This is a genomic window from Mycoplasma sp. 613B, from assembly GCF_054343485.1.
The window spans coordinates 26,659-40,166 of record NZ_JBTGVH010000009.1; the positions used below are offsets into that span (position 1 = coordinate 26,659).

At 23.8% G+C, this 13,508-nt stretch carries 12 protein-coding genes and 1 rRNA gene; 9 read left to right on the plus strand and 4 right to left on the minus strand.

Features of this window, described 5'->3' with window-relative positions:
• Positions 1-97 precede the first annotated feature (97 nt).
• From ACXX87_RS02145 to ACXX87_RS02155, 3 genes are read left to right on the plus strand one after another with little or no spacing between them, the layout of a single operon-like run.
• Positions 98-589 (plus strand): hypothetical protein, encoded by a 492-nt coding sequence (locus ACXX87_RS02145; protein WP_436358754.1) that lies wholly within the window; start codon positions 98-100, stop codon positions 587-589.
• Entirely contained in the window at positions 589-1,071 is a 483-nt protein-coding gene (locus ACXX87_RS02150; protein WP_436358755.1) for a DUF4231 domain-containing protein, read from the plus strand. Before ACXX87_RS02145 ends, ACXX87_RS02150 begins: the two co-directional genes overlap by 1 nt.
• 2 nt (positions 1,072-1,073) lie before the next feature.
• Positions 1,074-1,460, plus strand: a complete 387-nt coding sequence (locus tag ACXX87_RS02155; protein ID WP_436358756.1) for a hypothetical protein — start codon at positions 1,074-1,076, stop codon at positions 1,458-1,460.
• Between the two features lie 31 nt (positions 1,461-1,491).
• Here ACXX87_RS02155 and ACXX87_RS02160 read toward each other — a convergent pair whose 3' ends face one another.
• Entirely contained in the window at positions 1,492-3,246 is a 1,755-nt protein-coding gene (locus ACXX87_RS02160; protein ID WP_436358757.1) for a ribonuclease J, read from the minus strand.
• Positions 3,247-3,412: 166 nt separating this feature from the next.
• Here ACXX87_RS02160 and rrf point away from each other — a divergent pair.
• Both rrf and ACXX87_RS02170 read left to right on the plus strand, forming a co-directional pair.
• Positions 3,413-3,518 (plus strand): 5S ribosomal RNA (rrf, locus tag ACXX87_RS02165).
• Positions 3,519-3,711: 193 nt separating this feature from the next.
• Positions 3,712-4,503, plus strand: coding sequence for a hypothetical protein (locus ACXX87_RS02170; protein ID WP_458560533.1), 792 nt, complete (start codon positions 3,712-3,714; stop codon positions 4,501-4,503).
• On the opposite strand, the gene ACXX87_RS02175 is transcribed toward ACXX87_RS02170, so the two are convergent.
• A complete protein-coding gene (locus ACXX87_RS02175) occupies positions 4,500-5,534 on the minus strand; it encodes an Mbov_0400 family ICE element protein (protein ID WP_436358759.1) in 1,035 nt (344 codons plus the stop codon). The genes ACXX87_RS02170 and ACXX87_RS02175 overlap by 4 nt on opposite strands.
• A gap of 331 nt (positions 5,535-5,865) precedes the next feature.
• A complete protein-coding gene (gene rpsD, locus ACXX87_RS02180) occupies positions 5,866-6,465 on the minus strand; it encodes a 30S ribosomal protein S4 (protein WP_436358760.1) in 600 nt (199 codons plus the stop codon).
• 184 nt (positions 6,466-6,649) lie between these two features.
• Between rpsD and ACXX87_RS02185 the strand changes: the two genes are divergently transcribed.
• Genes ACXX87_RS02185 through leuS form a run of 3 tightly spaced genes read left to right on the plus strand, consistent with a single transcriptional unit; the run spans position 6,650 to position 11,819 of the window.
• Entirely contained in the window at positions 6,650-8,254 is a 1,605-nt protein-coding gene (locus ACXX87_RS02185; protein WP_436358761.1) for a hypothetical protein, read from the plus strand.
• A gap of 1 nt (position 8,255) precedes the next feature.
• On the plus strand, positions 8,256-9,401 hold the full coding sequence (gene thiI / locus ACXX87_RS02190) for a tRNA uracil 4-sulfurtransferase ThiI (RefSeq protein WP_436358762.1): 1,146 nt from the start codon (positions 8,256-8,258) through the stop codon (positions 9,399-9,401).
• Between the two features lie 39 nt (positions 9,402-9,440).
• On the plus strand, positions 9,441-11,819 hold the full coding sequence (gene leuS, locus ACXX87_RS02195; protein ID WP_458560535.1) for a leucine--tRNA ligase: 2,379 nt from the start codon (positions 9,441-9,443) through the stop codon (positions 11,817-11,819).
• A gap of 29 nt (positions 11,820-11,848) precedes the next feature.
• Here the strand turns inward: leuS and ACXX87_RS02200 are convergent, their stop codons facing one another.
• Positions 11,849-12,673: an alpha/beta fold hydrolase gene (locus tag ACXX87_RS02200; protein ID WP_436358764.1), complete on the minus strand. Its 825-nt coding sequence runs from the start codon at positions 12,671-12,673 to the stop codon at positions 11,849-11,851.
• Between the two features lie 139 nt (positions 12,674-12,812).
• Between ACXX87_RS02200 and ACXX87_RS02205 the strand changes: the two genes are divergently transcribed.
• The gene (locus ACXX87_RS02205) at positions 12,813-13,418 is read left to right on the plus strand and encodes a hypothetical protein (RefSeq protein ID WP_436358765.1); all 606 of its coding nucleotides are present in this window, start codon (positions 12,813-12,815) and stop codon (positions 13,416-13,418) included.
• The last annotated feature ends 90 nt before the right edge of the window (positions 13,419-13,508 follow it).

The window sequence follows — 13,508 nt, forward strand, 5'->3', positions numbered from 1 at the left end:
TTATAAAAAATTTCTCCTAATTTGAGTTTAAAACTCATATATATTTTACTATTTTATTTTTAAAAAATAAAGTATAATATGTGCCGTCGGAGGAAAAATGAAAAATATTAATATTCAATTGCTTGAATATGTAGAAAGCAAAAAAAGAAAATTAGCAAAAGAAGCAAAATATTCTTCTATTTTAGATAATTTTATTAAATGAGCTTTAATAATTTTAAATTTAACTATTATTGCAATTGCGATAACAGTTATTGTTATAGAAGTAAATCGTTATAATTCTATCCCAGCAGAAACAAGAAAATCATTTTTTGATGAATTAGGTTTAACAATTGTACTTGCTTCCTTTATCGTTCTAACCTTTTTATTTAATTTATTTTTATCTATTTATAGAGAAGTAATGAAATTTAAAGATTATAAACAAGCAATGAGAAAAATAACATATATAACATATAAATTAAGAGAAGATGAAAATTATTCAAAAGAACAATTTGATAAAGAATTTAATCAAATTGAAAAAGATTTTTTAGCTAAAAAACAAGTTTCAAAAGGGCAATTAATCAAGAAATTTATTTTAGGAGGTGGAAAATAATGAATGTAAAATTATTTGATTCTACAAAAGAATTTATTGATTATATAACTTTAAAAACTAATATAAAAGCAAAAATTTATAAAATAATTTTTTGAGTAGCTGCTCTATTTTCATTATTATTTACTTTCTTTTCTGGTTTAATGGGAGTTGCAAAACTAGCTTCTTCTAGATTAGAAGAATTTAAAGGATTTGCCCTTTTATTCACTTCAGAAGTTGATGGAAAAATAGTAGATCAATGACCAATTTTCACATTGTGAATAGGAATTTCTTTAGCTATTTTAAATGGATTATTAGCTTTATTTGTTGTAAAGAAAAAATGAATAAGAAATCAAAAAGTTAATAATTTAATTTATTTAGAAAAAGTTCTTTTTGAAGCAAATGAAGGAAAATATGCAGAAGCAAAAAATAAAGATTTATTATTTTTTGATAGAGTTTCTGAAATACTTGGTAATAAATATTCACTTAACGAAGGAGAAGAATAATTATGGATTATTCAAATGAAATAAACAGAACTAAAAAAAGTATGAAAAGTTTAACTACTAAGTATTTAAGATCCAAATGAACTTTCTTAATTGTAAGTATTGCTTTAATTTTAATGAGTGCATTTAATGGATTGTTATCTGCTTATGCTATTGCTAAAAACCCAAATTTAACAGCAGTTTGATTATTTGTAACCATTTCAATCATAACTACAATAATGGCATTTTTAACAGCGGCAGCCACACTATTTGCTTTTTCTAAAAAAAGAGAAACAAATAAGCAAAAAGCTTTATATTTAGAACAAATTGAACAAGATTTAAAAAATGATTCATTAACAATTTCAAAAGATGAATTAGTTGTTGAACTGGCACAAATAGATATTGAAGAATAAAGAAAATAACACTTGAGAAAGTGTTATTTTTCTATTCATCTAAATCGTCTTCATCAACAAATTCATTATCTTCTTCTGTTTCTTTTTGCCTTTCAAATCCTTCTAAAGGATTTTTCTTATCATCTGTAAATAAGAAGGAAGAAATAATTATAGGATTTCTTCTTTTTTCTTTATAAAAGAAAGGAATTAAACGATCTTTTATTAACTGTCTTAATTCAGGAACTGTTCAATCTTCTTTATTTTTGATTGTAAATAAAACAGCTCCATGAACTAATCTCTTGATTTCTTCAACAAAATCGGTTGATGTTTTAACATAGAAGCAACCTCTAGAAACTACTCTTGGTTTTCCTACTATAATGTTTTTATTTCTATCTATTGCAATAGCAATATAAACAAAACCATTTTCACCTAAAGCAACTCTTTCTTTCATTAAAGAAACATTAACTTTGGAAACCACATCTCCATCAATAAAAATTGGTCCTGGATTAATAAATTCCTTTGTAGTTACGAGTTTTTTGTTTATTAAATGTAATACTTCACCTATTCTTGGAATTATTACATTATTAGGATTTACTCCGTTTTCAATGGCAGTTTGTCCATGAACTACTGACATCCTAAATTCTCCATGGTAAGGAACAAAGTATGTTGGTTTGGTTAATCTAAAGATTTTTTCGTGTTCTTCTTTATAAGCATGACCTGAAGTATGGAGATAACCATCAACCCCATTTTCTTTAATAATAGCACCTGTTTTATATAGTTTATTAACTAATAATTCAATTTTGATTCTGTTTCCAGGGATTGGAGAAGAAGAAAAAATGATCATATCCCCGTGTTTTAGGGTTATTTGAGGATGTTTTCCTTGTGACATTCTAGTTAAAGCTGCCATCTGTTCACCTTGTGAACCTGTGGTTAAAATAACAAGTTCGTTATCTTGGTATTTTGAAATGTTTTTCTTATCAATAAAAACATCATTAGGAGCATCAATATATCCCATTTTTCTTCCTATTTGTACTCCATTTACCATTGATCTTCCAAAAGTTACAACTTTTTTACCAAGTTTAGCAGCAAGTTCAATAATAACTTTAACTCTGGTTAAGTTAGAAGCAAAAGCAGTAATTATTATTTTCTTTTTAGCATCTAGCATATGAGCTTCTATATCTTTTAAGATATCTTTTTCACTTGGTGAGTGAAAAGGTCTCATTGCATTTGTAGAATCGGAAAGAAGCACACTTAAATCTTCTTTACCTATTTGTTCTAGTTTGCTAAAATCGGTTAGATTTCCAATGGGTGTATAGTCAAATCTAAAGTCTCCGGTACACATAATGGAACCATTTGGAGATTTAACTCTTATTCCAAAAGCATCAGGAATTGAATGTTGAGCAGTTCAAAAATCTACTTCTAGTGTATTGAAAGTATGAACAGCATCTCTTTCAATTTCTACATACTCTACTTTTTTTCTAATACCTCTATCTTCAAATTTAGCTTTTAAATATTGAATAGCAATTCTTGGTGCAAAAATTTTAGGAATATGAACTTCTTGTAGTAGATAAGTAACACCACCAATGTGATCTTCGTGTCCGTGAGTTATAAATAAACCTCTAATTTTGTGCTGATTTTCTTTTAAATAAGAGTAATCAGGAATTATTCCTTTAATTCCAGTAGCAAAGGTATCGGCAAATTTAATACCTGCATCAATTATTACTATGTCATTTTCGTGCTCTATTATAAGGGTAGATTTACCTATTTCTTGCATTCCACCTAATGCAAATAATTTTGTTGGTTTCATATGTCTCCTAATATATTAATTTAAGTTAAAATAAAAAAAGAAATTTAATTAATTGTTTAAATTTTACAATAAAAAAAATTTTTTATAATTAATTTTTAAATTTTGTAAATTTATACAAAAAATTAAAAAAAATCTTGACAAATTTACAATTTATGGTAATATATATACAAGCGACCATAGCAAAGGGGATCACCTGATACCATTCCGAACTCAGTAGTTAAGACCTTTTACGCCGAAGATACCAGAGATGGGAAAATAGGGAGTTGCTGCTTTTTTTTATTCCTTTTTTAATTTTATAAAAGTATTTATTGAATTTATTTGAATAAATTTATATTATTTTATGAATATATTAGATTATTATTATTATATAATTATTATGTAAATACAAAAATAAAGGACGGAAAAAATGAAGAAAAAATATTTCAATTTATTAATTATAAACACTATTTTTGTAGGTGAAATCTTATGCTAAAAAATAAATTATTATTTTCAGTTTCTTCACTAGTTAGCATTCCTATTTTTGCTACTTCAGTGGTTTCTTGTGCAACAACAGAAAAAGACAAAGAAAAAAATCAATATGAAAATTATAAAATTGAGTTTAATAATTTAGGTGATAAAGAAATTGTTAAATCTAATGAAACTTTTACCTTTTTAAGTAATTCAAGTGTTAGTTCAAATGAAACAAAACTTAAGGATTTTTATCTAATAAAAGATGAAAAAGATATAGATAATCTTAAACAAACTTTATTTTACTATGTTATAAATTATGAAAAAAATGATAATGTTAAAGAAATAGAACATATGAATAATTTGCTTAATTATCAAAAAGTAGCTTTTTATTTAAGCAAAATAAATTTAAAAGAAAATTTTTATGTATTAAATAACTTTGTTCATACAAAATCGTTAGATACTTTATTTAAATCACTATTTAAATCTAATGATTATAATTACAATGATTTAAATTCAAAACAAAAGGAATTTCCTTTATATTCAATTATTCAAAAAGAAAATAATGCTTTAAATTTTTATTCTACCAATCTAGAATTAAACGCTAAATTAAAAGAAAATAATGAAAGCGAACCAACAGATGAAACAGCAAATTATGTAGAACCATCTTTTAGTTACATTGCTTTTGAAGTTCCAAGAAAATTATTTAATCCAGAGCAATTGCAAACCTTAAAAATAAATAATACTTTTTTACGTTATAATGAATTTGTAAAATTTTTAAGCAAAAACACTAAACAAAAAATCAACTAATGTTGATTTTTATTTTTTTGCAATGTTAAGCGAATATTTTTCATTTCTTCAGATGAAATTTTTGGATCAGCATATTTTAGAACATCTATATTAGATAATAATCCTTCTCTTATTTCTTTCATTTGTCAATTATCGTAAATTGGTTTAGCATATAGAGAAACATCTAAATTTTGTTCTAAACCTAAACGAATTTGTCCCATTTGAAAACAATTAAAATTATTTGTTGCATATTTAGATACATCTATTTTTGATTCTAAACCAAGAAAAATCTGTTTTAGTTGCGATGCACAATAATGGTGGCAATTAAAATTATTAGTTTCAATGAAAGACTTATGATTATTAATTATAGAACTTTTGTGTTGTTCAAAATAATCAATTTCTTCCATTAATTCTTTATATTCGCTATTTGTACCTAAATAAATATTTTTGATTTCTAATAAAGTTTGTTTTAATGTGTTTCTGTTGTTTAAGATATCTAAAACCAATTTTTCCTTTTCTAAAATTGACTCTTCACTGTTATTTGAATTTTTAAAGTGATTAAAATCTCTAGTTAAAAAATCTTTATGGCAATAAAGTGTTTTAGAATAAATTTGGTCATTTTTTATAGAAATTTCACTTAAAGAAACATATGGTGGATTTTGTTTGAGATTATCTCAAAGCATAAAATAAATGTTTTTAATATCATCTAAATCTAGAAATTTGGTATCTAAATAAAGTAAATTATTTTTATCAAAAACTTTAAATAAATCTTTTTCAAAAATTTTATAAATTTGAGCAGTATCTATAAAACTATCGTGATTTAATAATCCATTATTTGCCTTTTTAATTAGATATTCACCATTAAGTTCGTGTCTGAAATTTTTATGTTTTATAGAACTGCGACATTTTAAGTAATAATATATTTCTTCCCATTCGTTATAAAAAATAATGACTGGATGTTTGTGAAAATCATCTTCTAATCTATCAAATGTTATTGATTCTTCCGGAAAAAACGGTTTCATTGTGTCAATGTGATTTTTATCTTTTTTCATTTTAATTCCTTATATTTTAATTATAGTGCTATTAATAGTAAAAAGTGAAAAAAAGAAATATTAAAACAGGAACTAAATAATTATGTTCCTGTTTTTCTCACATACAGATTGTGCTTATTTTCCAATTCAAATATAAATACTAGGAGCATTTAGTTGTATCTAATAATTTTAAATATATAAAAGAATACTATAATTAGCTAATTTTGCCACTTAACTAATTAAATCTAATTTCTATCTAATTTAATTATTAGATACCAATTAGATTTTACAAAAAAAAAAAAAAAGCAAGTTTTTGACAAAAAAACACAGGAGAATTCCTGTGTTGAAATTATTATTTGTTGTAGAACTCAACAATTAAAGCATCATTGATTTCTTGACTTAATTCTCTTCTTTCTGGTAATCTTTTTAAAGTAGCTTTAAAATCTTTATATTCAATTCATTCTGCTTTTTGTTTTAATTCAAGTGCTGCAGTAATTTGAACGTTTTTTCTTGATTTTTCTTTTAGTTCAACTACATCATTAATTGAAACTTGCATTGAAGGAATATCTGCTTTTTTTCCATTTAAAGTAAAGTGACCATGATTTACTAATTGTCTTGCTTGTCTTCTTGTTGTAGCAAATCCTGCTCTGTAAACAATATTATCTAACCTTGTTTCTAACATTTGTAAGAAGTTTGTTCCAGCAACACCTTTACGTTTTGAAGATTTAAAGAAAGTGTTTTTGAATTGTCTTTCATTTAAACCATACATAAAACGAACCTTTTGTTTTTCGTGTAAGTGTAATCCATAATCAGATAATTTAACTTTCTTTTGTCCGTGTTGTCCAGGAGCGTAAGTTCTTTTTTTACCTTTTGCAAATTCTTTACCAGTTTCTAAAATTGAAAATCCTAATCTTCTTGATTTTTTGAAAATTGGACCAGTATATCTTGACATTTTTCCTCTTTCTGCAAAAAACGTTAAGAAATAATTCCATATTATTTTTTTAAATTTAATGGTTTCGACATCCAGCAAAGTTTACTTCCAAATTTAAAACAAATTTAAAAAATATTAATATATATTATTTAGCTGTGTTTATTGCTTTAATATTTTACATCATTTTTGTATAATTTAATAGCAAATGAAGTATTTTTTATTTTTTTTATTGGGATTTTTAGTTTTATTATTGATAACTGGATTAACTATCCTTATTTTTGTTTTGCAAAAAAGAAGAAAAGAAAAAGAAATAAATAAAAAAGAACAAGTTAAGAAAAACGAAAGAAACAATTCTATAAAAAATGAAATTGATATTTTAATAAATCAAATAAAAATTTATTTTAAGCATGAACATTTAAAAAACGAAGAAGAAAAACAAAAAGAAGTTGAATTAAAAGAAATAATTAAAAAACATAAAGATAAAAACGAAGAAGAAACTAAATTTTTAAGCAGAATTGAAAAAGCAAATATTATAAATCATTCTTATGCAGCAATAGAGTTAAAACTTAACAGTTATTTTACAGACAGAGTTCAAATATTAGAAGAACTAAAAGAAAAATATAACTATATTTTTGAGAATAATAAGTTTTTTTTAGGATACTATAATAAAATGACTCAAGATCTTCATAAAGCTAATACATTTGTTAAAAACAATGAAGACAAAATAAAATATATTCATGCAAAAATTGATAAACTAATTAAAAAAATATCAAACAACAATGTTTTTATTTCTCAAAATTATTATTTAAACTATAAAAAAGAAGAAAATATCAAAAAACTAATTGAAAATAAAGAAAATATAATTCATTTATTTAAAATTTTAAATTATGTAGTTAAATTTACTAACGAAATAGACAACAATTTGACAAATATTTTTGAATCATTAAAAAATTTTTATTTTGAAAACAAAGAAGAATTTCAATTGGAAAGAGTTTTTTCTTTTGAAGAATACAAAAAGCAAGTAGAAATTCTTTTTAATAATGTCAAGAAAGCACACAAAGAAATTGATATTGAAAAAGTTAATTTTAATTTAAAATCAATTTATAAACTAACATTAGAAAACAAAGAAAAAATAGAAAAAGAAAAAAGATCTAAAGAAATAGTAATAGAAAACATTTTGATTATAAAAAATAGAATAGTAAGCAAAAAAAATGAATTACTTCTTTTCATAGAAAATAAAGAAAATACAGCATTTATAGAAGCAAAACAAGAATTAGAAAATATAAATTTATTATTAGAAAATATTTTATTAAACAAGGAAACTTATCTTGAACAAATAGAAAAAATAAAAAGTATTTTTGAAAAATTCATAATTATAGATTTTAAGTTAATCGCTTTAAAAAATATTTATTTTTTTGAATTAAAAGAAAAGAATTTATTAAACAATTTTTCTTTACAAAAAGAAATAATTACTGATTTTTTGGTAAATAAACATAAAGAAAATATAAATGAAAATTTCAAAAAAGAAATATTGAATTTGTTTCTATTGATAGAAAATGAAGAAAAAAATGACCAAAAAATAATTTATATTAAAAAGTTAAATGATTTATTGACAAATAATATAGAAATATTTACTGATTTTTTATACAAAGAAATATTAAATTTTTTATATAAAAATATGAATGTTTTTAGGAGTTCTAAAAACAAACTGGATGCCAGTTTTAAAATAGCAGAAGAAATGCATAGACAAGGAAACTATCCACAAGCATTAGAAAATATAGTAAAATTTTTAGAAAAGGAAATAATATAATATGTATGATTTAATTTTAATAAGATATGGTGAATTAGTTTTAAAAGGTGGTAATAGAAAACAATTTATAAACACTTTGAAGCAAAACATAATAAAAATTACAGGGGAAATTCCAGAAGTAAGTTTTGATAGAATGTATTTACCTTATAGCGAAAAAACTTTAGCAAATTTATCTAAAGTTTTTGGTATTTCTTCTTTTTCTCCTGTAAAAAGAGTAGAAACTAATATAGAAAGCATAAAAGAAGAAGTTTTAAGACAATTTGATGATAATCTTTTAAAATTTAGATTAAATTGTCATAGAAACTGAAAAAAATTCCCTTTAAATTCACAAGAAATTATAAAAGAAGTTGCTACCGAATTATTTGCAAAAAAACAGGAAATAAAGGTAGATTTGGAAAATTTTGATCAACAAATCAATATTGAAGTTAGAGAAAAATATTCTTATGTTTTTTCTAAATTTTATAAAGGATTAGATGGTTTACCTGTTGGTATTTCTGGTAAAGTTTTACATTTAATTTCTGGAGGAATTGATTCTCCAGTTGCAGCTTTTGAAATGATGAAAAGAGGTGTGCATATTGATTTCTTGTCTTTTATAACACCACCACACACTGATGAAAAAACAGTTCAAAAAGTAGATAAAATTATTCAATTGTTATCTAATTATCAAGGTGGTTCTAAATTATTTCAAATAAACTATACAGATTTAATGAATTACATCGGTTTAGTTTCTGACCAGTCTTATAAAATAAATCTAATGCGTAGAAGTTTTTATAGAATAGCAGATATTTTAGCTAAAAAATTTGGTTACATAGCTATATCTAATGGAGAAAATTTAGGGCAAGTTGCATCTCAAACTATGGAATCAATGGATGTTATTGGTAGTCAAACAAGTTTACAAATATATAGACCATTATTAACTTTTAACAAAAATGATACTATTAAATTAGCTAACAAAATAGGTACTTATGAAATTTCTATTGAAAAAGCAAATGAAGCTTGTGAATTATTTGCTCCTAAAAAACCAGTTATAAAACCAACTTCAGAATTTGCACAAAAATATGAAGAAGAGTTATCTGAAATTAAAAAAATGGAAATAAGTGCAATTGAAAAAGAAATGATTTTGAAAAGATTTAAAACACAAAAATAAATTTTTTCAAAATTGTTTTTTTTATATAATAATAATATTATGTATAATCACAAAGAAATAGAAAAAAAATGACAAAAACACTGAGAAATTAATAATTCATTTAAAACAACAGAAAATAAAGAAAAAAAATTTTATGTTCTTGATATGTTTCCATATCCATCCGCTTCAGGTTTGCATGTTGGACATCCAGAAGGTTACACAGCAACAGATATAATAGCAAGATATAAAAGACTAAATAATTTTGATGTTCTTCATCCAATGGGATGAGATGCTTTTGGTTTACCAGCAGAGCAATATGCACTAAAAACAGGAAATCACCCTGCTTCTTTTACACAAAGTAATATTCAATCTTTTAAAAAACAGTTAAAAAGTTTAGGTTTTTCATATGACTGATCTAAAGAGGTGGATACTACTGATCCTAAATTTTACAAATGAACACAATGAATATTTAAAAAATTATATGAACATAATTTAGCAGAAATAAAAGAAGTTGATGTTAATTGGTGTGAAGAATTAGGGACCGTTCTTGCTAATGAAGAAGTGATAACTGATAACGAAGGAAATAAAGTTAGTGAAAGAGGTGGTTTTCCAGTTATTAGAAAACCAATGAAACAATGAGTTTTAAAAATTACTAATTATGCAGATAAATTGTTAGAAGGATTAAATGACTTAGAATTTTCGGATTCATTAAAAGAATTACAAAAAAATTGAATAGGAAAATCTGAAGGTCATACAATTAAGTTTCATATCGAAAATAATAGTGAAATTATAGAAGTGTTTACAACAAGAATTGATACATTATTTGGCGTTACTTTTATTGCTATTTCTCCAGAAAACAAATTAGTAGATGTGATTATTAATAATCCAAAAATAAAAGAATTTATTGACTTTACTAAAACTTTAAGTGAAAGAGATAGAGTTTCCAATAATAAAGAAAAACACGGTATTTTTACAGGTTTATATGCTATCCATCCTTTAAATAATAAGAAAATTCCAATTTGAATTGCTGACTACGTTTTAAATTCTTATGGAACGGGTGCTGTTATGGGAGTTCCTGGAGAAGACGAAAGAGACTATGATTTTGCTAAAAAATATGATTTAGAGATAATTAAAGTTGTGCAAGATAATAAATTAATTAATTCGGAAGAGTTTAATGGTTTAGAAATTTTAAAAGCAAAAGAAGAAATTTATAAATTATTAAATGAAAAGGGAATTTCTGAAAAAGAAATAAGTTACAAACTAAGAGATTGAATTTTTTCAAGACAAAGATATTGAGGTGAACCATTCCCAGTTTATTTTGATGAAGAAGATAATATTTACATAGATGAAGGAATTGTAGAATTACCATATATGCAAAATATTAAACCTTCTAAAACAGGAGAGTCTCCTTTAGCAAATAACAAAGAGTGATTATACTTTGAAAAAAATGGCAAAAAATACAGAAGAGAAACTAATACAATGCCACAGTGAGCTGGTAGTTCTTGATACTTTTTAGCTTTTATTCTTAAAAATGAAGATGGATCATATTTAAATATAGATAGTCCAGAAGCATATAAAAGATTTAAAAAATGACTTCCTGTAGATTTATACATTGGTGGTCAAGAACATGCTGTAGGACATTTAATTTATTCTAGATTTTGACACAAATTCCTTTATGATATAGGGATTTTACCTAATGATGAACCTTTCTTTAAGGTTGTAAATCAAGGAATGATTTTAGGTACAGATGGGCAAAAAATGTCTAAAAGTAGAGGAAATGTTATAAACCCAGATGATATCGTAAACGAATATGGTGCAGATACTTTAAGAGTTTATGAAATGTTTATGGGACCATTAACTGATACAAAAGAATGAAGTACAGATGCAATCCAAGGTATAAGAAGATGATTAGATAGAGTTGAAGTTATTTTAGATAAATTCGCAAATAATGATTTAATTGATGCAAATTTTGATGATTCAGAGATGATTTCTTTATGACAGGAAACTATTAAAGAAGTTACAATCGCAATTGAAAATTTAAAATTCAATATTGCTATTAGTAAACTTATGGTTTTCATAAATGGTTTATATAAAACTGAAAAAATTTCCAACAAACAAATGTTAATTGATTTTTGTATAATGCTTTCTGTTTTAGCACCACATCTTTCAGAAGAATTGTTAAGCAGATTACAAGCAAATGAAATAAGCAAGCAATCATGACCAATTTTGCAAGAGAATTTAATTTTAAATAAGAAAATTAAATTACCGATTCAAATTAATGGAAAAGTTAGAGCAGTAATAGAAAAAGAAGAAACCGATACAGAAGATTCTCTTTTTACTAAAGCTTTAAGCGAACCTAATGTAATAAAAAATATTGATAATAAAGAAATTAAAAAGAAAATCTACATAAAAGATAAAATAATAATTTTTAATGTATAGTATTTTTATAAAAAAACACAGACATAAAGTTAATTAGTCTGTGTTTTAATAATTTCTTCAATTCTCTTGTTTATTTCATAAGGTTTTTCAAAGAATAAAGCATGGCCACAATTTTTTAATCCTATAAAATTTTTATTATAATCACTAGCTATTTTAGCAACAGAAAGAAAAGGAACAAACATATCTTTGGTTCCTACTATGAATTCATAATCTTTATTAACAGAGTAAAGATTTTTAATATCTTTTTGTAAATAAGAAGGATTAATAATTTGTTTTCTTACTAAATTATTGAAAACAGCGAATTTATTTTTAGTCACAGTTAAAAAGACATTTGCTATTTTTTCTAAATTCTTTTTGTAGTTATTTTTATTTTCATAAACTAAGTTATTTGAACTTTCGTATGCTTCTTCATAGTTTTTTGGCAACAGTCATTTATTAAGTCTTTCTTTTGATTGTTTCAAAGTTTCTTTAGCAATAGTACCTAAAATATTATAATTTATTGGAGCAGCAAGTAATGCTTTAGGAATTAAATTATTATTTAATAAGTGCAGAGCACTTGCTCCACCAAGAGAGTGACCAATTACTAAATTAAAGGAAATTCCCGTTTGTTTAACAAATTCCGCTGCAATTTCTTGATAATATTCAATGGTTATAGTTTCATTATTAGAACTCAATCCACAACCAGGAAAATCAAAAGCAACAACATCATAATTTCTATCTGTTATTTTGTAAACTTGTTGTGCAAAACTATGTGATGAATTAAAGCCATGAAGAAAAAGAACCTTTGGTTTTCCACTATTTTCTTCTATATAAAATATTTTTTCATTTTTTATTAGTATTTCTTTTTTTTGCATATAACTCCTATATCTTATTAAATTATTTTATCACATTTTATGTTTCGGATTTTAATAGATTTTATTTTTAAAATATATTATAATAAGGACAGATAATACAAGAAAATAATACTTATTGGTTTTCTAGAAAGGAAAAAAAGTGAAATTTAAAATAGTAAATAATCTATTATTAAGTTCTAGTGTTTGAATACCTGTGTTTTCAATTGTTTCTTGTCAAACTATTGAAAATAAACAAATCAATGAATTTAATAATGAAAATGAATTAGAAGAAAATGTATTTTTACTAAATTCTAACAAGATATGAAGTCCTTCAGACTTTGAAAAAAGAGAGAATGCATTTGAAATAAAAGATGGAGATTCCTTCAAAAAAGAATTACTATCTCAAATAAAAATTGAACAAGTAAAAAACAAAATAAATACAGAGTGAAATGATTTTATCAAAACATATTCAAAAATATTTAATTCAGAAACATTTAAAAAATATCATGTTGTTTACTACTCTAACTACTCTTCAGGTGAATCATTAGACACAATTAAAGTAACTTCTGAAAATCTTGATATTAATTTTATAACTTACAATATCAATACAAAAGCCGTTTATCCAAGACAATATATTATTTTTATAGAAAAAACTAAAATTCCTGTTATTAAAACTATTAATATTAATGAAATAAGAACAAGAAATAAATATTTAACTTACAAAAATAAATTACCATCAAAGCAACAAATAATTTATTTTAAATAAATAAAGCAAAAAAATTACTGCATAAAAAAATGCAGTTTAAACAGGGACATAAATTTGGGACACCAAATTTATGTTTTTATTTAAGGAGAA